22 protein-coding genes are annotated in these 25,653 nt (G+C 48.3%); 18 read left to right on the forward strand and 4 right to left on the reverse strand.

What is annotated here, in order from left to right:
• The 4 genes from NC981_RS07635 (at window position 1) to NC981_RS07650 (ending at window position 3,729) form a co-directional block, all read left to right on the forward strand.
• The gene (locus NC981_RS07635; RefSeq protein ID WP_190379849.1) at window positions 1–714 is read left to right on the forward strand and encodes an SRPBCC family protein; all 714 of its coding nucleotides are present in this window, start codon (window positions 1–3) and stop codon (window positions 712–714) included.
• A gap of 202 nt (window positions 715–916) precedes the next feature.
• The gene (locus tag NC981_RS07640; RefSeq protein WP_190379850.1) at window positions 917–2,086 is read left to right on the forward strand and encodes a zinc-dependent alcohol dehydrogenase; all 1,170 of its coding nucleotides are present in this window, start codon (window positions 917–919) and stop codon (window positions 2,084–2,086) included.
• A 2-nt stretch (window positions 2,087–2,088) separates the two neighbouring features.
• On the forward strand, window positions 2,089–2,559 hold the full coding sequence (locus NC981_RS07645; protein ID WP_190379851.1) for a hypothetical protein: 471 nt from the start codon (window positions 2,089–2,091) through the stop codon (window positions 2,557–2,559).
• The gene (locus NC981_RS07650) at window positions 2,560–3,729 is read left to right on the forward strand and encodes a zinc-dependent alcohol dehydrogenase (protein WP_190379852.1); all 1,170 of its coding nucleotides are present in this window, start codon (window positions 2,560–2,562) and stop codon (window positions 3,727–3,729) included.
• A gap of 251 nt (window positions 3,730–3,980) precedes the next feature.
• On the opposite strand, the gene NC981_RS07655 is transcribed toward NC981_RS07650, so the two are convergent.
• Window positions 3,981–4,937, reverse strand: coding sequence for an aldo/keto reductase (locus NC981_RS07655; protein ID WP_348242304.1), 957 nt, complete (start codon window positions 4,935–4,937; stop codon window positions 3,981–3,983).
• Between the two features lie 135 nt (window positions 4,938–5,072).
• Here NC981_RS07655 and glyS point away from each other — a divergent pair, with 135 nt between their 5' ends.
• Together glyS and NC981_RS07665 are read left to right on the forward strand one after the other, a co-directional pair.
• The gene (glyS, locus tag NC981_RS07660) at window positions 5,073–7,214 is read left to right on the forward strand and encodes a glycine--tRNA ligase subunit beta (protein WP_348242305.1); all 2,142 of its coding nucleotides are present in this window, start codon (window positions 5,073–5,075) and stop codon (window positions 7,212–7,214) included.
• Window positions 7,215–7,361: 147 nt separating this feature from the next.
• Entirely contained in the window at window positions 7,362–7,895 is a 534-nt protein-coding gene (locus NC981_RS07665; protein WP_199298786.1) for a late competence development ComFB family protein, read from the forward strand.
• Between the two features lie 47 nt (window positions 7,896–7,942).
• On the opposite strand, the gene NC981_RS07670 is transcribed toward NC981_RS07665, so the two are convergent.
• Complete coding sequence (locus NC981_RS07670; protein ID WP_348242306.1) at window positions 7,943–9,286, reverse strand: ATP-binding protein; 1,344 nt, start codon at window positions 9,284–9,286, stop codon at window positions 7,943–7,945.
• 87 nt (window positions 9,287–9,373) lie between these two features.
• Here NC981_RS07670 and NC981_RS07675 point away from each other — a divergent pair, with 87 nt between their 5' ends.
• From NC981_RS07675 to NC981_RS07700, 6 genes are all read left to right on the forward strand, one after another.
• Window positions 9,374–11,011, forward strand: coding sequence for a cyclic peptide export ABC transporter (locus NC981_RS07675; RefSeq protein WP_348242307.1), 1,638 nt, complete (start codon window positions 9,374–9,376; stop codon window positions 11,009–11,011).
• Window positions 11,012–11,194: 183 nt separating this feature from the next.
• Window positions 11,195–13,786 (forward strand): GAF domain-containing protein, encoded by a 2,592-nt coding sequence (locus NC981_RS07680; RefSeq protein WP_348242308.1) that lies wholly within the window; start codon window positions 11,195–11,197, stop codon window positions 13,784–13,786.
• A 287-nt stretch (window positions 13,787–14,073) separates the two neighbouring features.
• Window positions 14,074–14,256: a hypothetical protein gene (locus NC981_RS07685; RefSeq protein ID WP_348242309.1), complete on the forward strand. Its 183-nt coding sequence runs from the start codon at window positions 14,074–14,076 to the stop codon at window positions 14,254–14,256.
• A 252-nt stretch (window positions 14,257–14,508) separates the two neighbouring features.
• Window positions 14,509–15,198 (forward strand): pentapeptide repeat-containing protein, encoded by a 690-nt coding sequence (locus tag NC981_RS07690; RefSeq protein ID WP_348242310.1) that lies wholly within the window; start codon window positions 14,509–14,511, stop codon window positions 15,196–15,198.
• Window positions 15,199–15,522: 324 nt separating this feature from the next.
• Window positions 15,523–17,763 (forward strand): FdhF/YdeP family oxidoreductase, encoded by a 2,241-nt coding sequence (locus tag NC981_RS07695; RefSeq protein WP_348242311.1) that lies wholly within the window; start codon window positions 15,523–15,525, stop codon window positions 17,761–17,763.
• 5 nt (window positions 17,764–17,768) lie between these two features.
• Window positions 17,769–19,358 carry a glycosyltransferase family 39 protein gene (locus tag NC981_RS07700; protein WP_348242312.1) on the forward strand — a complete coding sequence of 530 codons (1,590 nt, stop codon included), beginning with the start codon at window positions 17,769–17,771 and terminating at the stop codon, window positions 19,356–19,358.
• On the opposite strand, the gene NC981_RS07705 is transcribed toward NC981_RS07700, so the two are convergent.
• Complete coding sequence (locus NC981_RS07705; protein WP_348242313.1) at window positions 19,351–20,337, reverse strand: RNA polymerase sigma factor, RpoD/SigA family; 987 nt, start codon at window positions 20,335–20,337, stop codon at window positions 19,351–19,353. The two genes, NC981_RS07700 and NC981_RS07705, sit on opposite strands and share 8 nt — an antisense overlap.
• A gap of 794 nt (window positions 20,338–21,131) precedes the next feature.
• On the opposite strand from NC981_RS07705, the gene NC981_RS07710 reads away from it, so the two are divergent.
• A complete protein-coding gene (locus NC981_RS07710; RefSeq protein WP_348242314.1) occupies window positions 21,132–21,821 on the forward strand; it encodes a Bax inhibitor-1 family protein in 690 nt (229 codons plus the stop codon).
• A 38-nt stretch (window positions 21,822–21,859) separates the two neighbouring features.
• On the opposite strand, the gene NC981_RS07715 is transcribed toward NC981_RS07710, so the two are convergent.
• The gene (locus NC981_RS07715) at window positions 21,860–22,882 is read right to left on the reverse strand and encodes a LysR family transcriptional regulator (protein WP_190379863.1); all 1,023 of its coding nucleotides are present in this window, start codon (window positions 22,880–22,882) and stop codon (window positions 21,860–21,862) included.
• Between the two features lie 340 nt (window positions 22,883–23,222).
• On the opposite strand from NC981_RS07715, the gene NC981_RS07720 reads away from it, so the two are divergent.
• From NC981_RS07720 to NC981_RS07740, 5 genes are all read left to right on the forward strand, one after another.
• Window positions 23,223–23,453: a hypothetical protein gene (locus NC981_RS07720; protein ID WP_348242315.1), complete on the forward strand. Its 231-nt coding sequence runs from the start codon at window positions 23,223–23,225 to the stop codon at window positions 23,451–23,453.
• A 17-nt stretch (window positions 23,454–23,470) separates the two neighbouring features.
• A complete protein-coding gene (locus NC981_RS07725; RefSeq protein ID WP_348242316.1) occupies window positions 23,471–23,956 on the forward strand; it encodes a 2Fe-2S iron-sulfur cluster-binding protein in 486 nt (161 codons plus the stop codon).
• A gap of 51 nt (window positions 23,957–24,007) precedes the next feature.
• Window positions 24,008–24,481, forward strand: coding sequence for a phycobilisome protein (locus NC981_RS07730; protein WP_348242317.1), 474 nt, complete (start codon window positions 24,008–24,010; stop codon window positions 24,479–24,481).
• A gap of 174 nt (window positions 24,482–24,655) precedes the next feature.
• Entirely contained in the window at window positions 24,656–25,336 is a 681-nt protein-coding gene (locus NC981_RS07735) for a V4R domain-containing protein (protein ID WP_348242318.1), read from the forward strand.
• A complete protein-coding gene (locus NC981_RS07740) occupies window positions 25,333–25,647 on the forward strand; it encodes a hypothetical protein (protein WP_348242319.1) in 315 nt (104 codons plus the stop codon). The genes NC981_RS07735 and NC981_RS07740 overlap by 4 nt, the downstream gene beginning before the upstream one ends.
• Window positions 25,648–25,653 lie beyond the last annotated feature (6 nt).

The following is a 25,653-nucleotide window of genomic DNA, read 5'->3' on the forward strand; positions in this document are numbered from 1 at the left end:
ATGGAAACTGAATCAAACAAAACAATCAATTCTTCTGAATCTCAACCGCCATCGTTGACCGATACCGAAAAATGGGCATCGATCGTCGGCGGTAGCGCAATGGTGCTATTTGGTCTGCAAAAACGATCGCTTCGAGGCGTATTGACGGCGATCGCAGGCGGAAGCCTTGCTTATCATGGCGCAACGGCTGAGAAAAGCTTAACCGACAAAGTGAGTGATGCAGTCGGACTCAATAAAGCCATGAAAGTTGAGAAGACTGTCACAATCAATAAGCCCGCAGAAGAGCTTTACAGCTATTGGCGTAACTTTGAAAACTTGCCAACTTTCATGAAGCACGTCAAGTCGATCACCGTGAGCGAAGGCGGCAAGCGATCGCACTGGGTTGCAAATGCGCCCTTGGGTCAAGAGGTCGAATGGGATGCAGACCTGATCAAAGATGAACCGAATCATTTGATTGCTTGGGCATCGATTGAAGGTGCAGATGTCGATAATTCGGGATTTGTGCGGTTTACGCCTGCACCGGGCGATCGTGGGACTGAGGTGAAAGTGGTGATGGAGTATGAGATTGCGGGTGGTCGATTGACTGCTGCTTTAGCAAAGCTGTTCGGTGAGGAGCCAGAGCAGCAAGTTGGAGATGAACTTCGCCGCTTTAAGCAATTGATGGAAGCAGGCGAGATTGCGACCACTGAAGGACAACCTCGCTGTCACGGATAGTTTTCTAAGTTGTTTAGCTTCGTTTGGATCTGCGGGTAGCCCCCTAAATCCCCCATTCTGGGGGACTAAGAGAAAAAGCAGTTTCCTTTGCTGAGGAAGTTCTCCGACTTTCAAAGTCCCTCAGAATGGGGGATTTAGGGGGCAAGAAGCCGCCCCAACCGAAGCAAACCCATCTCTCAGTTCACTTAACACACAATTCACGATGAAAGCTGTATGTTGGCATGGCGCGAATGATGTTCGCGTTGATAATGTCCCTGATCCAACCATTCTGAATCCAAGAGATGCCATTCTCAAAGTAACCGCAACCACCATCTGCGGATCAGATTTACACATCTATGATGGCTATATCCCCTCAATGCAGCCCGGTGACATCATTGGGCATGAATTCATGGGCGAAATCGTCGAAACTGGGCGCGAAGTGAAGAAGCTAAAGAAGGGCGATCGTGTCGTCGTCTCTTCGATCATTGGTTGCGGTCAGTGTCACTTTTGCTCACACCAACAATGGTCGCTCTGTGATAACTCCAACCCAGGTGGCGCACTGCAAGAACCTATATTCGGCTATAGCACCGCCGGAATCTTCGGATATTCACATCTCTTTGGTGGATATGCTGGCGCACAGGCTGAGTATGTTCGCATTCCGTTTGCCGATCATGGCTGTGTTAAAGTTCCCGATGGCATGACTGATGAGCAAGCATTACCGATTTCGGATGCTTTCCCGACTGGATACATGGGTGCAGATATGTGTGATATCAAGCCCGGAGATGTCGTTGCAGTTTGGGGATGTGGCCCGGTTGGATTGTTTGCGATTAGAAGTGCATATCTGTTGGGCGCAGAGAAAGTGATTGGGATCGATCGCTTCCCCGAACGCTTAGCAATGGCAAAAGTCCAATGTGGTGCAGAAATCATTAACTACGAAGAAGTTGATGCAGGCGATGCACTGAAAGAAATGACAGGCGGACGCGGGCCGGATGCCTGTATCGATGCGGTCGGGCTAGAAGCGCATGGAACCGGATTGATGGGACTGTACGACGAAGTGAAACAGAGCGTTCGGCTGGAAACCGATCGACCCCACATTCTGCGCCAAATGATTGTTGCCTGCCGCAAAGGTGGCGTGATTTCGGTGATGGGTGTGTATGCCGGATTTATCGATAAGCTACCGATGGGAGCCGCCTTTAACAAAGGTCTCACCTTCAAAATGGGACAAATGCACGGACAGCGCTATATGCCCAAGCTGATTGATCACGTCCTCAAGGGTGACATTGATCCAGCATTTGCTTTCTCACATCATATGCCGCTTACCGAAGCGAAGCAGGCTTATGAAATGTTCAAGCACAAGACCGATAAATGTATCAAGATTCTTCTGAAACCGTAACAATGAACTACCTACGCAAGATTTTCTCAACTATTATTCTGAGTGTTGTCCTATCACTAACACTATTCTTGGTTCCGGCTCAGGCTGCGATCGCACCTCAAGAAGCTCAAAACATCATGCGCGATGCGAATAGCCTGCAAGAAGCCGGACAAAAGCTTAGAGAAGCAGATTCTTCCGAAAAGCTTCGCAACAATGAAGCGCTGAACACGGCGAAAGAAGTCCGCAAAGGTAGCCCCGCGATCGATGCCAAAGGTAACACGAATCCAATCGCGGATATCAAAGAAGGCATCAAAGACGCGGCTGAAAACGTCAAAGAAAAGCTGAATCTAGATGAACCGCTTGCGCCTTCGACCAAAGAGTTTCTCGGAAAGCGCCAAGAAACCGTTGAACCCGACGGAAAAGTTCTCGTTAAAGAAGAGCCTGGATACTATCAGCGCGGTCGTGAAACCAAAGTTTTTGAAGAGGACAGATAAATGAGAGCTTTGTGCTGGCATGGCGCGCTCGATGTTCGCGTTGATAATGTTCCTGATCCAAAGATTTTGAATCCGCGTGATGCGATCGTGAAGATCACCTCAACTGCGATCTGTGGCTCTGATCTCCACCTCTACGATGGTTTCATTCCCACCGTGCAATCTGGTGATATTCTCGGTCACGAGTTCATGGGTGAGATTGTTGAACTAGGGTCTGCGGTCAAGAATCTCAACATTGGCGATCGTGTCGTAGTTCCTTTTACGATCGCCTGTGGCAATTGCTACTTTTGCCAAACCGATCTGTGGTCGCTGTGCGATAACTCAAATCCAAACGCCTGGATGATTGAACCTTTGTATGGAACTTCTCCGGCTGGATTGTTTGGTTATTCGCATTTCTTTGGTGGGTATGCAGGTGGACAGGCTGAGTATGCACGGGTTCCGTTTGCTGATACCGGATTGTTCAAAGTTCCGCCAGAACTGACCGATGAACAAGTGCTGTTCTTGACTGACATTTTCCCAACCGGATACATGGCAGCAGAACATTGCGACATCAAACCGGGACACACCATTGCGGTTTGGGGCTGTGGCCCTGTGGGTCAATTTGCGATTAAGAGTGCGTTTCTGTTAGGTGCAGAGCGAGTGATCGCGATCGACCGAGTGCCCGAACGCTTAGAAATGGCGAAAACTCAGTGCGGTGCGGAAGTGCTGAACTATGAGGAAGTTGATGTCGGGGACGCGCTGAAAGAAATGACAGGCGGACGCGGGCCAGATTCAGTGATTGATGCGGTGGGCTTAGAGTCACACGGAACCAGCATCGATTACTGGGCAGATCGAGTCAAGCAAGCCGCTCGCCTGGAGACCGATCGACCGATCGCGCTGCGTCAAGCGCTGGTTGCTTGTAGCAAAGGTGGAACAGTTTCGATTCCGGGTGTGTATGGCGGTTTCCTCGATAAAATTCCGATGGGAGCGGCGTTTAACAAAGGGCTAACGTTCAAAATGGGACAAACCCATGTGCATCGTTATCTCAAGCCTTTGATTGAACACATTCAGCGCGGCGACATTGATCCGTCCTTTGTGATCACACACACGCTACCTTTGGATCAAGCTCCGCATGGTTATGAGATCTTCAAACAGAAGAAAGATAACTGTATCAAAGTGGTGCTGAAGCCTTAGTGGGCGGTTTGCTGTCTAATCGAACAAGCATCTCTAAATGGGGCAGAGCTTCTCTAGTGAAGCTTCTGCCCCTCGTTGTATGTCGCAGCCTTTACACCAAATTGATCTTTGAGTGCTACAGATCTTGGAAGCCCCCTAAATCCCCCACGAGTGGGGGACTTCAAGCCCAAACTGGTTCAGATTCTCAAAGTCCCCCATTCTGGGGGATTTAGGGGGCGAAGGATCTATAGCATTAACAAATTGATTCGGTATTACTTCTGATACGATCGCGTCAACAAATCAAGCTGCGTTACTTCTTCTGGCTCCAAATCCCAACCGATCGCGCCTGCGTTTTGTTTTGCCTGACTCGCATTTTTCGCGCCCGGAATTGGAATTACATTTCCCTGAGCAATCAACCAATTTAAGGCAACTTGCGCCGGAGTTCGATCGTGCTTCGCGCCGATTTCGGTGAGACGATCGATTACAGGCATCAGTTTTTCCAAGCCCTGACGACTAAATTTCGGATCAAGCTTTCGCGCTCCGGTGACAGAATCAGCATTTTCGGGCTTATATTTTCCAGTCAGTAAGCCTTGTGCGAGTGGACTATAGGCGAGAATTGTTACGCCCAACTCTTTAGCGGTCGCCAGAATTCCGTTGACTTCAATTCCTCGGTGTAGCAGGGAATAGCGCACCTGATTTACCGCTAACGGAACCCCTTTTGCCGCGAGATATCCTTGTGCCTCCCGCATTTGATCGGCGGAATAGTTGCTCACCCCGATCGCGCCAATTCTTCCTTGCTTGACTTCCTCGGCGAGTGCTTCCATCAGCGTCTTCTTCCCCATGAAAAAGTCAAACGGCATATGCACTTGATACAGTGCGACCGAACTGACTCCTAAGCGCTTGAGGCTTTCTGTCACCGCATCATGTACGGCTTGAGCGCTAAACCGCCAGGGTAATGGCATATATTTGGTCGCGATTTGAGCAGGCTGATCAGTCTGCCGCATAAACTGACCTAAAAATTGCTCAGACTTACCTAACCCGTAAATCTCAGCCGTATCAAAGAAAGTCACACCTGACGCGATCGCATTTTCAAATGCCTGCTTCAGATCGGCTTCGGTGTAATCTTTGCCATAACTCCAGAACAGCGAATCACCCCAAGCCCAAGTTCCAATACAGAGCGGCGGAACCGTCAGACTCGTTCTGCCTAATGAAATCGATTCAGTAGCCACGAGAATTCCCCTTGTAACATTTCTTTAAGTCTAACGAGGGCGATCGATTCTGACATTCTTCTTGCGATTGACTCATCTCGATTTCCTGTCCCACGGTAAACTGGTGAAATTGATTATTGCGATCGCGCTTTTGTTATGCCGTCATTTTTACTCGAAGTTGGAACCGAAGAACTCCCCGCAAGCTTTGTCGATGAAGCATTGTCGCAATGGCGATCGCGCATCCCCAAACAGCTTAGCGAGTTAAATTTGGCATCTGATTCGATTCAGTTTTATGGCACACCGAGACGATTAGCGATCGTGATTGGAGGCTTACCTGCTCAGCAGCCGGATCAAGAAGAAGAAATCAAAGGGCCTCCCGCACAAGCCGCATTCAAAGACGGCAAGCCGACCAAAGCCGCAGAAGGATTTGCTCAGAAACAAGGAGTGTCGATCGACGCATTCGAGATTCGTCCGACTGAAAAAGGCGAATTTATCTTCGTCAAGAAAACGATTAAAGGTCGCGCCATTGCAGAAATTCTCACAGAACTGATTCCGCAATGGATTACGCAGCTTGAAGGAAAGCGCTTTATGCGGTGGGGCGATGGCGACCTACGCTTTTCGCGCCCGATTCGCTGGCTGGTGACATTGCTCGATCGCGAAGTTCTCCCGCTCGAAATCACCAGCAATTCGATCCAATACAAGAGCGATCGTATTTCCTGGGGTCATCGCGTTCTGCATCCCGATTCGATTTCGATTCCGAATCCAGAATCTTACGTTTCAGCGTTAAAGTCTGCGTTTGTGGAAGTGAATCCAGACGATCGTCAAACTTTGATCAAACAGCAAGCGGAAGATGCTGCAAAACGAGTCAATGGTGTTGCCATTATTGATCCTGATTTGTTGCGCGAAGTCACTAACTTAGTGGAATATCCTTCTGCTGTTGTCGGTAAATTCGATGCCGACTTCTTAGAACTTCCCGCAGAAGTGATTACAACCGAAATGGAAAGCCATCAGCGCTATTTCCCGGTTCGCAAATCGGATAGCTCTGAACTCTTGCCTTATTTCATTACTGCTTCAAATGGTGATCCAAAGAAAGCAGACATCATTGCATCTGGAAACGAGCGAGTTATCCGGGCGCGGCTCTCAGATGGGAAATTCTTTTTTGATGCCGATCGCAAAATTCCCCTCGAAGCCTATCTTCCCAAACTCGAAACCGTAACCTTCCAGGCGGATCTCGGATCAGTGAGATCCAAGGTTGATCGCATCATCGGCATTGCGGCTCAACTTTGTACTCAGCTAAACGTTGCCGATCGTGCCTCAGTCGAACAAGCTGCACTCCTTTGCAAAGCCGATCTCGTCACTCAGATGGTTGGCGAATTTCCAGAGCTACAAGGTGTAATGGGGCAAAAATACGCGATCGCCTGTGGTGAATCTGAAACCGTAGCAACTGCAATCTATGAACATTACTTACCGCGTGGCGCAGGCGACGATCTACCACAAACTCTAGCAGGACAGATTGTAGGAATTAGCGATCGTCTCGATACCTTAGTCTGTATTTTCGGCTTAGGTCTGATTCCAACTGGCTCATCTGATCCGTTTGCACTCAGACGGGCAGCAACTGCGATCGTCAACATCACCTGGGCAGCAAACTTAGAACTCGACCTCAATCAGCTACTAGAGCAGACTGTTTCTAGCTTCAGTGCGAACTACGCCCAAGTTCAGAAACTTCCAGCAGCAGACCTACTCAAACAGCTAAAAGACTTTTTCTTACAGCGAATTGAAACGCTGCTGAAAGATGAGCGAGGCATTGATTACGACCTGGTGAATGCAGTCTTGGGTGAAAACGATCCAGATTACACCGCACGAGCCTTACAGAATTTATTAGATGTGCGCGATCGAGCCGAATTTCTGCAAGCAATCCGCACCGATCAACGCCTCGCTGCTATCTACGAAACTGTCAATCGTGCTTCTCGTCTCGCAGTTCAGGGAACCCTGGACAAGCAGCAGCTTGATCCGGTTCCAGTCATTCGTCCTGAACTGTTTGAGAAAAACTCAGAGGAAGCCTTCTTTGCTGCACTTCAGCAGTTAAATCAAACGATGCAAGGTCAAGCCGACTATACCAAACTGGTTGAAGCCTTGAGCCAAATTGCGCCCACAGTCAGCGCATTCTTCGACGGTGAAGACAGCGTACTGGTGATGGACTCTAATCCTGACATCAAACAGAATCGTTTAAACCTGTTGGGAGTGCTGCGAAACCATGCAAGAGTGTTAGCGGACTTTGGAGCGATCGTCAAAAGCTAGCTGCACGGACTATTAATTTTCCGTTGTCAACATTAATACTTTATCAAGCCAGCCTCGCAGATAAAAATTCTGCAAGGTTGGTACACCTGTTGTTGTTTCAATCGCGATTGAGAGTAATGCTTTATACATACTACTCAATCCATCATTATGCCCGGTCTATCGAATTCTCACACTGACCCTGCTCCGACTAAACCTCCTTCTTCTCGCATCGAAGCTTCAGTTAACGTCATGGAAATCTTGGTTGCCGAAGAAGTTACAAATCAGCTCGGCTCCCTTCCGTACAAGGTTGCTCGCCAAACGAACCCCTCTGAAGTTGCCGCTTTCGCCCTCAATCGGCTCCCAGCCCTGTATGCCACAAGCAAGCGGGGATGGCAGCGCCAGTGGAAGCGAGGCAAAGGAGAAATGCAAGCGCAAATTGCCACTGCTGTCCGTCAGGGAATCGTGGCAGTCCAGCGCGACCCTCTCTATGCAGATAGTCCCCTCGCCTTTGACAATCCCTCCGAAACAGCGCTACAAGAACTCAGGCAGCTCCTCCGCTGTGAGGATTTGTCCTGGCAAAATCTATCCAGCGTCGTCAGACTAACCTTGATGGATACGCTACGCGGCAAAATCACTTGGGCTGCACCTCAGCGCAATGAGGGCTTCGATTGGGAGAATCATCCCCATCATCAACGAAGCTAGCGATCGCTCTCACTCTCCTATGCCCCTTGAGAACGCGCTCCACTCTCTTAATTCAGGGGCAATAAGATCTCAAACACCGTCCCGCGGAACTCTGGCTCAATACTAGAGTAGACGCGGAACTTCCCGCCATGTCTGCCTGTAACGATGCGGTAGCTCATCGCCAAGCTGGTTTCTTGTGCCAAATCTGTTGAAAACGCATTCAATAATTGATTTTGCGTCTCGATCGATATCTCAGGATTGCTGTCGGAAATCTGAACCGAAACCCAGCGCTGTCCCGATCCGTCGAGCGAACACACTTCGGTCAAAATTGTAATTTTCGGGGATTCGCAAGACTCCAGTTCACATCGAGCCGCTTGATTGAGCAGAGCATCGATCGATCGGTTCAAAATATTCATGAACACCTGGCTAAGCTGACTGATAAAGCAAGGAATCGGCGGGAGGTGTCCGTAATGCTTCACAACTTGAATGCTACTCGTCAGGCGGCTCTTCAACAGAAGTAACACCGAATCCAGACAATCATGTAAATTTGCGGGGCGCGGATACACCTCATCGATGTGACAGAAATTTTGTAGACTATTTGCCAATCGAGAAAGGCGTTCTGCCCCTGTTCTAATGCTGTCAAGCGTTTTCGGCAAATCCTCGCAAATGTAATCGAACTCGATCTCTTCCTTCAAATCCGTGATCTTTTGCGGAACTTGAATCACATATTTCTCATACACCTGGATAATCTCAAGCAAACTCCGACTGTACTCGGCAATGTGGCTCAAGTTCCCCCAGATAAAACTCACTGGATCGAGAATCTCGTGCGAAACTCCATCGACAAGCCGCCCCAAGCTTGCCATCTTTTCACTCTGAACCATCTGAAGCTGGAGACGCTCAATTCTGACCTGCGTCTCAATTCCCCGCAATTGCCAGTAAGCAATATTCAATTCGTGAACATCGAGAATGCGGTACTGATCAGAATCGAGATGCACAACGATCGGATCACTCAAGCGATCAAACGGACGACGCAACGCTTGCTGTGCTGCACTCAAAATCGGAGTATCACCGCTCAGAATCAGGAGTACAGCGCGATCGTAGCTATGCAAAACCCGAAGCGGCTTATCGAGAAAAAGATCAACTCCGTAAGGACGCAGCAAATATTCCAGCAGTCGTTGGCGCGGTAACATTCCCACAAAGCGCCCTTGTTCGGTTAAAATGACCCCCGGAAGTAGCGAATGCTGCTCGAAGACTCGCGCTACCTCCGTTCCCAAAACGTCTAATTCTGCCGCAAAATCATACAGAGGCAGATCCTTCAGTGTCGATTCAAGCTGGATCGATTGCGTGTTCCCACGAGTCAAACTGGGAGCGTTCAGGGGCGATCGAGCAGTAGAGGTTGGTTTTGTAAACACAAGGGCAGTCGTCCAAGTTACAAACTTGCTGAATCTACACTGCCCAAATTTGCGTCTACTTCATCAGCCTTACCCGAACCTCCTGCTATGCAATTGATTTCTTTCTTGCTCCGGTCTTCTCCCAAATTAGTCGCGATCGCGATTTTTATGGGGCTTCTCAGTGGGGTGAGTAGTGCGGGATTAATTGCATTAATCAGTCGGACGCTGGGAAGTCCGAACGCAGCGATCGGGCAAATTGCAGGAGCGTTTGTTGGGCTGGCGATTCTATCCCTAGTGACGAGCGTTATTTCTCAAGTAGTGCTGATTCGTTTAGCACAAGATGCAGTATTTCATCTGCGATTGCAGCTAAGCCGCCAAATCTTATCGTCTGAGCTGCGGCATCTAGAACAGCTTGGCAACGCTCGGATGATGGCAACCTTAACCGAAGATGTGCAGGCGGTAGCAACGGCTGTTTCGTCGTTCCCGTTTCTTTGCATTGAGCTGGCAACTGTTGTTGGCTGTTTTGTGTTCATCGGCTCATTGTCTTGGGTTGTGTTTGCAATGGTAATGGGCTTGTTTGCATTCACATTTTTAACTTGTCAATGGTTACTCAATCAAGCGCGTCGTCGGATGGTTGATGCGCGTGAAGATCAAGACGCTTTGTTTCGACATTTCCGATCGATTACCGATGGCATCAAGGAACTAAAGCTGCATTCTCCCCGCCGTCAAGTCTTTCTCAATCAAGAACTAGAAACGACTTCAGCCTCTTTTCGTCGCCATAACATTTATGCACTGATTCTGTATGCGTCCGCCGGGAGTTGGGGCAAACTGATTTTCTTCTTTGCGATCGGCTTTTTGCTGTTTGCGCTTCCTAGTCTTTTATCGATTCCGATCGAAACGCTGTCAGGCTATGTTTTGACGTTTACTTATCTAACGTTGCCGTTGGATAAGTTAATTCTAAAGCTGCCAATTCTTAGCCAAGCGAGTGTTTCACTTCAGAAAATTGAAGCTTTGGGACTATCACTCAAAAATCGTGCAGAAGCCGCAAATAATCCAGCGGCGGTCACGTTTGCAGGTGAAGCCAGCGCCCAGAACTGGAGACAGATTAAACTTCATAACGTGGCTCACAGTTACTATCAGTCCGCAGATACACAGTTCAAACTAGGGGACATCAATCTCACGCTAAATGCAGGCGAAATTGTGTTTATTGTGGGTGGAAACGGTAGTGGTAAATCAACCTTAGCAAAGCTTTTAACTGGATTATACGCACCAGAATCAGGAGCTATTTTGCTCGATGGCACTCCGATTACAAACGAGAATCGAGAATGGTATCGGCAGCACTTCTCGACTGTGTTCGCTGACTTTTATCTCTTCGATCGCCTACTTGGTTTAGATGCTACAGATCAAGAAGCACAGAACTATCTGCAACAGTTGCAATTAGATCATAAAGTTCAGATTCGCAATGGTCAGTTTTCAACCACTGAGCTTTCTCAAGGACAACGAAAGCGACTGGCGTTGTTAACTACATATCTTGAGGATCGCCCCATCTATCTGTTTGATGAATGGGCATCGGATCAAGATCCTACGTTTCGTGAATTGTTCTACACCGAGTTCTTACCAAAGCTAAAGCATCGGGGTAAGACGGTGTGGGTGATTAGTCATGATGATCATTACTTTGGGTACTGCGATCGTCTGATCAAACTCGATTATGGGCAGGTTGAGTACGATCACCGCAATGAATCCTGAATCGGAATGATCGTTCTTTAAGATACAAATGTAATTCTTTTGAGAAAATTCGCCCTTAATCGCATCAAATTTTCAGCTTTAGGGAACTCTGAGCACAGTTGCTGATTGTGATTTCGCGTCGGTTCATTGCGTTTTCCGAAACCATGAGCCTGTACAAGTTCCTCTAACAGATCCCCCCGTTCTATGACCTCTTTTTCCTCGCATCTACCCGATTCGCCCCGCCCCGTAACGATGCAGCCTGATGGTCGTGACCGCACGATCACGCCCCACCCTAGCGAATCGCGGCTTGTCGTCGCCTCAAACCATGCCTTAGCTCCCAAAGGAAGGTTTTCTTCATTTCTCGCACCGTTGACTCAGGAGAAGTTCAAAGAAGTTGTTCACGAGGTTGAACACAAGCTCAAAATCGTCAATCAAACCCTATCGATGCTGGATATGCAGGGGTTTGACACAATTTTGGAGGAGATGCTGAATTCGATCACCGCAAAAACCGGGGAATTGCTCAACGCCGATCGCACGACAATTTATTTGCTCGATGAGGAAAAGCACGAACTTTATACAACTGTGACAGAGGGATCAGGGGGACGTTCGATCGAAATCCGTTTTCCCGCTGATCAAGGGATTGCTGGAGAAGTGGCAACCTTTAAGCGCCCGGTGAATATTCCCTATGATTTTTTTGATGATCCTCGATCGACCCAATCTAAAATTCAGTTCAGCAAAACGGGCTATCGAACTTACACGATGCTAACGATGCCCTTGCTGAACGATGAAGGGGGCTTGGTTGCAGTAGTTCAGTTAATTAATAAGCTCCGATCCCGCTGCGATCGTGCTCTTCCACTCGATCAGCGAATTGCGCTCGAAGGCTTTACCCCGCACGATGAAGAACTATTCCGAGAGTTTGCACCTTCGATTCGACTGATTTTAGAATCTTCGCGATCGTTCTACCTTGCAACCCAAAAACAACGGGCTGCCAATGCCTTGATCAAGGCAACTCAATCGCTGAGTCAGAGCAGCTTAGACCTCGATGACACTCTCAAACGAGTGATGGACGAGGCAAAAACTTTAATGAACGCCGATCGCAGTACGCTTTGGTTGATTGATCGCGATCGTAATGAAATCTGGACGCGCATTCCCACCGTAGAAGGCGCAATGAAAGAATTGCGCTTGCCGATCGGCGTTGGATTTGCGGGACAAGTCGCGGCTTCGGGTGAAGTCATCAATATTCCTTTTGATTTGTACGAGCAAGCAGGAGCCGAAACGGCTAAAAAAACCGACCAAGACAACGGCTATCGCACCTGTAGCCTGCTTTGTATGCCCGTTCGTAATGCTGACGGTGAACTTATTGGTGTCACTCAGTTAGTCAACAAAACCAAGCAAGGCGATTTCCCCTCCTACGATCCTAAAGACTTCCCCAAAGCACCGGAGCGCTGGAAAGCAAGCTTCAACCGCAGTGATCAAGAATTTATGGAAACGTTCAATATTCAAGCTGGAGTTGCCCTGCAAAACGCTCGACTGTTTGAAACCGTCAAGCAGCAGGAACAAATGCAGCGCGACATCTTGCGATCGCTAACCAATGGCGTGATCTCCACCGATAAAGAAGGTAGGATCATTGCCGCGAACGAAAGCGCCAAAAAACTTCTGGGACTGAGTGAAGAAGACGCGATCGAAGGACACCTGATTACTCAACTGATCCAACTCGAAAAAGGCAGCTTCTACAACTGGTTCAATCAAGCCATTACAGGCAACCGTCAGCAATACTATCCGGATCAAACCCTACAACCCGTTAGAGGCGAGGAACAGCACAGCATCAACTTATCGATCAACACGATCGCCGATGCCAATGACCACCATCGCATATCGGGTGCGCTCGTTGTGATGGACGACATCAGCGACGAAAAGCGGCTCAAAAGCACGATGTACCGCTACATGACCCAGGAACTCGCAGAACAGCTCCTCGAAAATCCTGATGCCGCAAAAATGGGCGGCGATCGCAAAGATGTCTCTGTGCTGTTCTCGGATATTCGCAGCTATACAACGCTGACCGAAACGCTCAAAGCCGAAGAAGTCGTCGAGATGCTAAATCAGTATTTTGAATCGATGGTCGAAGCGGTCTTCATGCACAAAGGCATTCTCGATAAATACATCGGTGATGCGATTATGGCGGTGTTTGGATCGCCCTTACCCTTAGACGATCACGAATGGATGGCAGTCCAAACCGCACTAGAGATGCGCCATCGGTTGACGGCATTCAATCGCGCTAGAAGCGCCTGTAATCAACAGACAATCTCGATTGGAATTGGCATCAATTCAGATACGGTGATTAGCGGCAATATTGGATGCAGTAAACGCATGGAATTTACCGCGATCGGTGATGGAGTCAATCTCGGTTCTCGGCTCGAAGGCGCAAGCAAGCTGTATGGAACCGATATCGTCATGAGCGAGACTACTTATCGCCCTTGCGCCGATCGCGTTTGGGCGCGAGAACTCGATTTCATCAAAGTCAAGGGTAAAAACAAGCCTGTTGCCGTTTACGAACTGGTGGGACTGCGATCGGACAAAATTTCCGACGAGAAGCAGCGCATCATCGACCACTATCACAACGCCCGTCAGCACTATTTGAACCGTAAATTTGCCTTCGCTGTGGCAGAATTTGCAACAGTTCTAGAAATCGACCATACGGATAAAGCGGCATCTCTGCACATGGAGCGCTGCCAGCACTGGCTCAGAACGCCGCCGTCTGATGACTGGGACGGCTCCTGGTCACTCACCGAGAAGTAAGCTTCACAATTAAATTAAATTTTCATATACAGGTAGCACACCTAGAAAGACGATGCTATCCTTAACCCAGGAATTAGCAGACAGCTCAAAATACTTACCGGACACTACGCCCGCGGGGATGCGATTTCGCAGTTGCGAAAGGTATACTAGAAGTATTAAGAGCATAATGCTCACGCCATCACTGACCTCGATGTGTCGAGCCACCATTGACAGGGCCTGTATTGCTCCTGCTTGTATTGCTCTTGCTTGTATTCCCTCTACTGTAGTTATTCACCCCCACCCTACTCATGTCTTCCCTCCACCACAACGGTCAAGCTGCTTCTATCGCTACAGCAAGCCCAGTGCATCAGCAGTCACCGGATCTATTCAGCGATCTTCAAGCGCTGATTCCGCAGAATTTAAGCAATAACAAGCGTGCTGTGATTAATGCCCTAATCGCACGTCATCTAAAGAACTCTAGCGATCGCTAAATCTTATTTCTCCTAAAGCAGTGGGTCGATATTGTCTTGCCCCAAGCGAGATATAAGAGATTTGGCTATACTATATTATAATTCCTAACTTTTCGCGAGCTTGGGGTTGTCTTTACCATTACTGAAACGGGCGACCCTTCACAAATCTTGATAGACTTTCTAAGCTTTGTGCGAAATGCACGAGAGTCGTTTTGTATTCCTAACTGTGCAACGTCCTGTGTCCCCAGATGGTCTCAGTTAGGCAAGGCAAATATGATGACCAAAGAGCAATCTCTTCAACTTCTCTCGGACTTAATTGAACGAGTTACAAAGGCTGACACCGATGACTTCTTAATTCTTGCGGAAATCGCAGGACTAAACCCGCTTCAAGACTTTTCAGGAATTGATTTGAGCGGGGTCGATCTTCGATCGAAGAATATGGCACGGGCAGATCTAATCGAAGCAACGCTGGTGAGAGCCAGCCTGATTAGCACGGATTTAACCGACGCGCGGCTCATTAGTAGCAATCTGGCACATGCAAATCTGACCGATGCGACGCTGACAGGGGCAAACTTAATCAATGCAGATTTAACGGGTGCGGTCTTGGTGAACGCCACTTTAGATGGTGCGAATCTGACGGGTGCAATTTTGACCGAGGCGAAGTTGAGCTATGCAGATGTACGACGATCGACATTAACGAGTGCAGACTTGAATGGAACGAAGCTGAGTGAGACGAACTTAAGCTACGCAACGCTGCGGCGGGCACACTTGATCAATGCAGACTTGAGTGGGGCAAGTTTGTATGGAGCCGACCTGACTGGAGCAGATCTACGAGGCGCAGTATTGTCTGATACGAATCTTGTGGGCACAAAGGTTGAGAGAACGCGGTTTAATGATTCCCGCTGGTTTTCGAGAGATGCAAAGCGGGATTTGATCCAACGCGGCGCGATGTTTGAAGCTTAGATGTTTGAAGCTTAAAGGTGCCAATGCACCGCTTCTTGTCCGGCAGGCAGCTGAACTTCCTTTGCCTCAACTGCCTACAGCCCCACCGACTCTGGTAGCTTATAGGGTGAGAGTGCAGTTGCTTCATCATGACGAACTTAGCTGGAGAGAGGCTATTGAGGGTTGCGAGCAACAGAAGAGGGGGTAATGTAGCTTGCCGTAAGGCGGAGTCGATCGAATCGATATAGTGAGTATGTCTCATGATAGAGGCTTCTAGCTTCAGCAATGAGACCGCTTAAAAACACGCTAGGATCAAGGACACACCTCGATTTCGAAAACTTGGTCATGGCGCAAGAAAAACCTCCTCAGTCTGGCGGTGGAATGGCAGTCGTGCAATATTGGGCGGAGCAAACGTTATCGCCGGATGGAGCCAAGATTTGGCAAACGCTGTTTCATAAAAGCGCGTGTTTGTCCTGTGCCTGGGGAACTGGCGGACAGAAAGGTGGATTTGTCAACGAAGACGGGGAAGTGTTGCAGCGATGTGCCAAAAGTGTGGAAGCGATCGCGTCTGAGCTACAACCTGCCACGGCTTTTGAGCAAGAGTATACGATCGCTCAATTGCAAGCTTTAACTTCCCAAGAAGCAAACAATCTAGGGCGCTTAAGTCATCCCCTGATTCTGAGAAAGGGTAGTAACCGCTATGAGCGCATTAGCTGGGATGAAGTCTATCAGATTGCAGAAGCAGCCTTTCAGAAAGCTCCAGAACGAGTGGCATCTTATAGTTCAGGACGATCTTCAAATGAAGCTGCCTATCTATTGCAATTGATGATGCGAGCTTTGGGATCGAACAACTTAGCCGATTGTTCCGATTTGTGTCATTCTGCTTCGACAGTAGGGCTGAAAGATATGTTTGGCTCCGGCACATCAATGGTGAGCTTAGAGAGTCTGAAAAAAGCGGATTGTGTTGTGTTGATTGGATCAAATGCGCCTGCAAACCATCCGCGATTGATGAATGAATTGATTCAACTGCGCGATCGTGGCGGTAAGGTGATTGTGATCAATCCTACGATCGAGGTTGGATTGGTTAAATTCGGTTCTCCTGCATTTCCGATTAAATCCATGTTGAAGGGCGGCTCTGACATTTCTTCACTATATCTACAACCTATTCCCGGAAGTGATGTTGCATTGTTCGTGGGGTTGCAAAAAGCACTAATCGAGCAGAATTTAGTGAAACAAGACTTTCTTGAAGCCTATACAGAACAATGGCAAGCGGTGATTGACTATGCCCAATCAACTTCTTGGGAAACCATCACCGAAGTCTGCGGAGTGTCTAAGCCTGAAATTGATCTCGCTGCAAATTTCATTGGCACTTCAGAAGGAGTCGTTTTCGCCTGGGCAATGGGTGTGACTCAACAAGAAAATGGAGTCGATAACATCTATAGCATTGCCAATACAGCCCTGATTAGTGGCAATGTGGGGAAAGAAGGGGCAGGAACCATGCCGATTCGGGGACACTCGAATGTGCAGGGCTTTGGATCAATGGGTGTCACCATTCACCTGAAGAAAGAGATTCAGCAAGCATTAGAGAAATTATTGCAAAAGCCTTTGAGCCGGATTCAGGGCTATGATACTCGCGCCTTGATTGAAGCCGCAGATGCAGGTCAGATCGATACTTTAATCTGTTTAGGTGGTAATTTATATGCTGCAAACCCTGATTTAACTCAGGCAAAACGCGCTCTCGGCAGCATCGAAACTATCTTCTATGTTGCAACTAAGCCAAACTTAGGACATTTTCACGGACTCGCTCGCCACAATACGATCGTCATTCCTGTGCTCACTCGGTTTGAGAATCCTCATAAAACGACGGCTGAATCCGGCAACAACTTCGTGCGCCTAAATGATGAGGGTCACACTCATCTGAAAAATGCGGAGTTGATTTCTGAAGTGGGATTTTTAACGGAGATTGCCGATCGCGTCCTCCAAGATTCTCCAGTCCAGTGGCGCAAGCTTCAAGATACAAAGTATGTGCGGCAGTTGATCGCTCAAACGATTCCAGGCTATGAAAAGATCGGTGAAATCGATGACACCGAAGAAGAGTTTACGATCGCCAATCGCGTGTTTACAACGCCGAAGTTCCCCACAGCTAGCGGAAAAGCTTCAATGTTTGTCGCACCTTTACCAAGGCTCTCAATTCCAACAAAACAAGACTTTGGTCTACCAGACTCAATTCCCGGATTGACACTGATTTTAGGTACAGGACGCAGCTACGCACAGCACAATACTGTGGTGTACAAGCCTGGAGATAAATATCGCGCTATGCCGCACCGTAATTGTATTTTGATGAATCAAGCAGATGCAGAGCGGGCAGGATTTCGAGAGCATCAGCGCGTCACGGTGCAGGGCGATGCAGGTAAGCTCGAACAAGTTGAAATCATCTACGGCATGATTCGATCGGGTGCCGCGATGATGTTTTATCCTGAGGTTAATGCTATTTTCAAGGCTAAGATTGATCCACGATCGGGAACGCCCGCTTATAAACGAGTTCCCGTTGTCGTTTACGCACCTGAAGCAGTCTCGACTAAATAGAGCGAATGAGAAGAGAAGCCTCTAGAGCAGCAACTTACGGATTGATTGCAATCCTACTGATGGCAGCAATTCTTCGGTTTTATAAAGTTGATCAGCCCTTTATTGATGCAACAAGTTGGAGACAGTCTGATACTGCCACGATCGCGGATAACTTTTACAGAGGAAACTGGAATATCTTTTATCCGAAAATTAGCTGGAATGGGCCAGGAGATCAAGTTGTCGGATATGAGTTTCAGACGATCAGTTATCTTGCGGCGTTGTTGTACCGCATTGTCGGGCAGCATGATTGGGTTTGTCGCGCGATTGCAATCGTCTTTGGCGTGTGGGGCATTTTCGCGTTTTACCAACTGTTGCGCCGCGTTTGGGGTCAGAACTATGCCGTTGTCGGGGCCGCAGTCCTAGCGCTGTTACCCGGTGCAGTTTATGTCGATCGCTCCTTTCTCCCCGATCCAGTTATGCTATCGCTGGTGATTACGAGCGTTTGGCTACTTGTCGCCTACCTGCAAACAGAAAAACTGCATTACTTACTACTCGCAAGCTTGGCTGGGATATTCGGCTTTCTGACCAAGATCTCCGGCTTGATTGTAGGAATCCCGATGCTTTATGCGATCGTTACCATTCTAGGCCAGAAACAAAATCGACGCTTAAAGCAGCTTACTTTAATTGCGGGTGCTGGCGTTGTCACTCTAATTCCGGTCATTGCCTATTACGCTTGGGCACTCCACCTTTTTCGCACCCAGCCGCCTTACTATGTAGCCGCTGGCGAATACTGGGTTTGGAAATATGGGCTATCGCGGTTTCTAGAACAGAATTACTTTTTACCAAAACTTTTATATCAATTGCGCTGGTTCTGGACATTGCCCGTCATAGTTCTCGCGATCGTTGGATTGTTTCTGCGTCCACCGTCTCACAACGAGTATAAAGCGCCTTGGCTATTTCACATTTGGATGCTTGCATTTGGGTTTTACTACGCGATCGCCGCTCAAGGCTTAGTGAATAATCCGACAAACCTGAACCTATCAAATCCTGCTACAGCGGCTCTCACCGCCCATAGTCTGATTAAAATCGCTGCATGGATTCGAGCAAAACTGGGAACACGAGCATCATTAGCGTGGATGGCTGTGGTTTTACTCTTGATTGGTGGACTTGGGCAAAGAGCATTGCACCGATTTGCGCTGCGACCTTTTGCCGAACAGGACTTCAAACTCGGACTCGCTTTACGCCAGGCGGCTCAAACCAATGAACTGGTTGTCACTGCGACTTCAACACCTGGGGATGCTGTTACAGTTTATTACAGCCAGCGTCGAGGATGGGTGTTTCCTCCGCTTTATGCTTGGTCTTCGTCACTCTCTCAGTTGGAGGATGAAGAAGGAATTCGATTGTTAAAAGAGCTTGCAGGCAAAGGAGCAGATTGGTTTGGACTGGTTAAACCCGAGCAGTTTGCGAGCCAGCATCCTCAGCTAATGGAATATCTCGATCGCAACCTATCTCACTATCAAGCTAGTCCGGAGTTCACAATCTACCGCATTGGGCCAAAAAAAGGGACATCGATCGATGCCCCTTTTTCATCTAATGTGAGAAACGAAACTAACTAGCAATATACTCGCGAACGTTTGCTTTGCGACGACGTAGATGATCCAACGCTTGCCGCTCAAGCTGACGAACCCGCTCACGGCTCAGATTCAAACGATCGCCCACCTTCGCCAGCGATAGCTCGTACCCATCCTGCAAACCATAGCGCAGGCTCAGAACTTCGCGCTGCTGCGGAGTCAAGTCAGTCATCAACGTCTCAAGATCCTGGCGTAAAAGCTCCTGAGTCAAGTGCATATCCGGCGAAGGGCCGTTATCCTCTAACAACTCCTGAAGCTCGGTATCTTGGTTGTCCCCGACACGCAGATCGAGCGAAACCGGCTGACGTGACATCATCAGAAACTCACGAATCTGATCCGGCTCAAGCTCTAACTCGGTGGCAATCTCAGCCGCAGTCGCAGCCCGTCCAAGCTTCTGCGCTAGCTCACGCTGAACACGCTTGATCTTGTTGAGCTTCTCGGTGATGTGAATCGGTAAACGAATCGTGCGGGCTTGCTGAGCGATCGCTCTCGTAATCGCCTGACGAATCCACCAGTACGCATAAGTCGAGAACTTATAGCCGCGAGTCGGGTCAAACTTCTCAACCCCGCGCTCTAAGCCCAGCGATCCTTCTTGAATCAGATCCAGAAACTCAAGATTGCGCTTCTGATACTTCTTGGCGATCGACACCACCAGGCGCAGATTCGCTTCGATCATCTTCTGCTTAGCACGACGACCCCGCGTAAAGATGCCAGTCAACTCAGCATCGCTCAGATGAACGTGCTCAGAAAACTCTTGCTGCGTCGGCTCGTGACCGATCTTCTTAGCAAGCTTCTCTTTCTTCTCTTGCAGCGTCATCATCTGCTGCACTTGCTTGCCGTAGAGAATCTCTTGCTCGTGGGTCAGCATCGGCACACGACCAATCTCATGCAGGTAAGTACGCACCATATCGGCGCTGTAGGTGGACTTGGGAGCGGATTTAGATTTGGTGTTGGCAGTAGCCATGTGCAGTCAACTCCATGAAATGAAAACGATTGGGGCGGCGAAACTCTGATGGATCGAGGGTAAAGACTAAGAAGCAGGTGCGCTCAAAACTGAGGCATCACAAAGGCAATCACTTAAACACAGAATGTGGAAGAGAACAACCTGAACTGAAGGGAAATAGGGTAAAGGTCTACGCTGTAAACCTGACGACAAAAGTAAGAGCTGGGTTCCTATGTCGAAGTCAATTCGACTTTAATTTAATAATAGGACGAACTCGAACAAAAGTAAAGAGCCTCGCAGGACTTTCTGGGAAAATCTCAGAAAATATATCGCTTGAGAGAACAGAACGCGAGGCATAGAGCGATCCAAAATAGAACTGAAGGTCGGTTAAATTCTTCTTTTATCATGACGGGTCTGTGAGGGAATGAATAGACGATCGCGTGGGGGATAACCGTACCATTTTTAACAATAGGAGTTGTGATTTCTACCAGTTAGATTCTTTAGTGATTCTAAACGCTCGGAAGCCTTGCCACGTGCCACTTTTGAGAGTTCGAGGAAATTTGCTCTAACAGTTTCAGGACAGCTTTATGTTTGTTAGATTGTGGCTGTTCTAACCTAGTTTTTAAATGTGAAAATGCAGTGACATTTAGATGACGATCGCATAAAAAAATAACGATCCTTAATACTTTCAATCATATGTAGATTGATTGATCCATCGTCCTCAATTTGATAGAAATGGCACTTATACTCAACGCGATTTTGTATGCGTTCGTTAAGCTGACAGGTAAGTTGTTTCAACATGAGGAAAAAGGCTTATGCTGACTGTCGCTCAATCTCGACCGACAGAGCGTGCCCAGTTTATCCAGAAGACCTATCTACACTTAGCTGGAGCCGTGGGCGCGTTCATTGTTCTTGAAGTGCTGCTGTTTCAGTCTGGAATTGCTGCCGCCATTACTGGGTTTATCGCATCGAGTCGATTTACCTGGCTGGCGATTTTGGGAGCGTTTGCGCTGTTGGGCTGGCTGTCTCGATCGCTCGCTGCAAAAGCGGATTCTGTACAAACGCAATACACAGGTTTGGCAATCTACGTTATTGCAGAAGCCCTGATTTTTGCGCCGATTCTTTACATCGCCGCGACCTTTTCTGATCCCAGCGTGATTCCGACTGCCGCAATTTTGACCTTGCTCTTGTTTGCAGGTCTGACGGCGGTTGCCCTGACGACAAAAAGAGATTTCTCGTTTTTGGGTGGTGTTTTGACGATCGGTGGATTTATCGCGCTGGGTCTGATTCTGTGCAGCGTAATCTTCGGCTTTACGCTGGGGCTGATCTTCTCGGTTGCAATGGTGCTCTTTGCCTCGGTTGCGATCCTGTATGACACCTCAAAAGTCATGCACCATTACGCGACGCACCAATATGTCGCAGCCTCCCTAGAGCTATTTGCATCGGTAGCATTGCTATTTTGGTACGTGCTGCGGATTGTCATGTCGCTATCTTCGCGCCGATAGGTTCGGAATGCTCAAGCGTCGATCGCCTGAGCACTTCCTTATTCCAGTTCAGAAATCGCTCGATTACTCGCGGCTTGCAGCATCGCTTTCAGGCTTTGGGGTTCTGGATAGGCAGGAGTCGGGCGCTCGAACTTCAGCGGCAGATTTGTGAATTTTGGCAAAATTTCTCGGCAGAACGCATCCGCAGCTTTCGATCGATAGCGGGTCGGGTTAATAATCACCGAGAGATTGCGCTTCACGACTACATCTTCAATTCTGGCGCGATGCAGCATTCCCATTTGCAACTCTTTCTCAATCGCAGACACCGACACAAACGACGCGCCTAAACCCGACTGAACCGCGTTTTTAATCGCTTCGATCGAATTCAGCTCCATCTCAATTTTGAGGCGGCGGGTTTCAATGCCACAGCGTCCTAAAACTTGGTCGATCACCTTGCGAATCGTCGATTGAGAGTCGAGAGCAATAAACTGCAAACGATACAAATCGTCTTTCTGGATCGTTTCTAGGCGGGATAAAGGGTGAGACGGAGGCAAAATCAGCGCGAGTTCGTCTTCGGCATAGGGAATAATTTCAAGCGAGTCTTGAAGTTCAGGAGAAATCTCACCGCCAATAATCGCCAGATCGATCTGACCATTCGCCACGCTCCAAGAGGTTCGTCGTGTGGAGTGGACGTGCAACTGAACCGCTACATCCGGATACTGCTGTCGAAACAACCCAATCATGCGCGGCAACAAATAGGTTCCTGTCGTCTGACTTGCGCCAATAATCAGCGTCCCGCCCTGGAGATTCTGCAAATCTTCGATCGCGCGGCAAGTCTCCTGACAAAGCGTTAGGATTTTCTCCCCATAATTTAGAAGCAAATGTCCTGCTTCGGTCAATTGCGCTCGTCGTCCACCACGATCAAATAAGGGCACGTCAAGCTGGCGTTCTAAATTCTGAACCTGTAGACTTACCGCTGGTTGAGAAACGTATAAGCTATCAGCAGCCCGCTTAAAGCTGCCCTCAGACGCGATCGCCTTCAAAATACGTAACTGATCGAGAGTGAAAGGAAGGTCAGACATACGGCTAAGCCTAAAGTGTGAGGAGCTTGAATTACACCGGGAGATCAATGCGTTCACTCTAAACTGGGAAGCCAGCTAGAGAGTGTGAACAATTATGAAGAACAATCAAAAATGGAAAAAATAGGCAAGCTTTAGTTGCGCGATCGCGCTGAGTCAAATTTCCTCCAGCGATTGATGTGGCAAGTATTGTACAAAACGATGAGCAAATCAGCCTATGAACCAGGAAGTTATTCAGGACTTTCTGAATGTACCAGGAATCACGGGAATCGCCCTATTTAGTAGACAGTCTGAGCCAGTTTTTTACAGCAGTCATCCTGAGATTTTTCAAGGGTGATCGCAATTGCTGGCTGAAGGCATTCTACGAGTTGTCGAAACTATCCCAACTGAATATGAAGTGCTTGAGTTTCAGTGCGCTCAAACTCAAGTGGTGCTGCACGACTGGTTTCGCGCTTGGGTGGCTCAGTTTATTCGTCGCTGTTCTCAAGCGGTGAGCGATTATGCCGTCCTCGTCGAACAACACGCCCTCACGGATACCCAAAAAGCTCTTTTAAAAGCTCTTTTATTGCCCTAAACACTATTGCCCTAAATATGGTGAAAACGGTACGCCTTGAACCGATTGCCCAAGACAGCGCGATCGAAACAATGGGGAATCTCCTCTCGGTGCTTCTCAACAAAGATTTAGATGTCTTAAAAGAATGTGGCGGGCATGGAAGGTGCGCGACTTGTCATATCTACGTCAAGGATGGAATGGCTTCTTTGACTCCAATCGCTCGACGTGAGCAGCGCACTTTGGAAGTGATCACCTCTTGTAAGCCGAATTCACGATTGGCGTGTCAAGCGAGAGTTATCGGGAGTGGAGTCGTCGTGGAGCTACCTCCAGGAATGTATGTCAACTCGATCAAAGACATCGAAGCGCTAATTGGTCGCAGAGCTGAACAGGATCTCCTGCATCCTTTGACCGGGCAAGTTCTGGTGGAAGCGGGAAAATTAATTACCCGATCGATGCTGAAAAAAATCGAAGACACGACCCCTTTCAATCCGTCAAATTACTTCTCGAATTCGTCTAGCGTTTAGATTCACAAAGAAACAGGGAACGCTTCAAACAACTCTAAATCGATAACGCTTATGTTGAGTCAGATCCAGCGGTTAACGCAAGAAACCGAAGGACGCTACGCCACCGATGAGGAACTCCGTTTTCTAATTGAGTATGCTCGATCGTATGAGTTGCGCGTCCAAACCTATCAGAAGCTGCAAGCCTGTGAAGCGGTAATCATACAGCAGGTACAAGCGAAAATGAGAGCGATCGATCCGATGTTGTTTCGTCAGGGCAACGAGGATTTAACAAATAAATGGAAGCGCGATACAGTGCGAGTTCTGCGCTACTCTGCCGCTACGATGCTGATTGACGACCCAGAGTCGATGCGGGAACGGTTTCTCTTTTGGTTTCAGACGATGATGCGGGCGTTTAATGCTCAGAAAAGCTGTGGTGTCACTTACACAGTAATGCAGGATGTGATTAAACAGGTTTTAACGGTCAATGAAGCGAATTTGATTTTACCGATTCTAGAATTGAATCGCCGGATGCTTGGAACAGTTTAGCAGCCAGCTTTTCGCTTCGTTCTAGACAGAGAGATGCTCCTAATTTCCCCATGAGTAGAAGACTTGAAGCAGGAAAGTTTCAAAACTCCGAATCTGGGCACACTGAAACCCATCAGCGCATCTGTTGTCGCTTCACTGATTGGCTACTTATTGCTTGACCCCCCTAGAAAACTTATGCCCATTGCACTTTCTCATCAAACCTCAGCAAAGCTCAAGAATCCGAAAAAACATAACCACTACGGATTCAAAGACTTTTATCAATTCAATTCGGATACAGGCACGATCGTTGATTGGAACAACAGTCAAAACATTCTCACATCTGAAGATTTCATCATTGGTTTGGTTGAAGGACTCGAAGAAGAAGTGGGTGATGCTTCAGCGGCAACGATGTACACGATCGGCTGCGAGTGGGGTCAAAAAGATGCGTTCTTTTTCGAGAAATGGTTTGAAAAAGAATACGATCGCCCGATGCGTCAAACCAATCTAATGTTCTTGCTTGAAACTTGGTGGTGGTCGTTTACCGCCCAGGGTTGGGGACGCTGGGAAGTGGATTTGGGCGATCGCAAACAAGGATTCATGTTCATCAGTGTGTTTGACTCAGCCGTGGCGCGGACGCTGGGGGATGTGGGTAAACCGGTTTGCTTTTTATATGCTGGATTGTTTGCTGGCTTTTTTACGGAATTGGTGAAAAAACAGCTTAGCTGCATCGAAATTCAGTGCTATTCGATGGGCGAAACCTACTGTAAGTTCCTCCTTGGCGGACAAGAACGGATTGATGCAGCATCCTTTTGGCTGAATGAAGGCGCGACTGCAAGAGACATCGAAAAACGGCTCAGAGCAGGAGAACTCCGATGACTCTCATGCTGGAACAGAACGACCTCCAAGGTACTCAGAATTGGCTATATTCTTCGGTTCAAACGTTTTTCACAACCTGCAATTGGGAAGATCAACCTATTGCTCCAACGCCGCAGGTGGTTCAACAGTTGGAACAAGCCGCCGCGATCGAGCCATTGACAGAACTTTCATTCAACTTACCAGTCGGTCAATTTTTCGCTGCAATTCATTGGGAAGGAACCGCAGCCCGACTTTCCCTAGTTGAACCTCTCGAATCTTCTTCAGAACCGACAGATGACTTTACCTTGACTGATTTTTCTGATTTGTTTTAATGTGAC

It is taken from the genome of Leptolyngbya sp. DQ-M1, assembly GCF_039962505.1.
Lineage (GTDB): Bacteria > Cyanobacteriota > Cyanobacteriia > Leptolyngbyales > Leptolyngbyaceae > Leptolyngbya.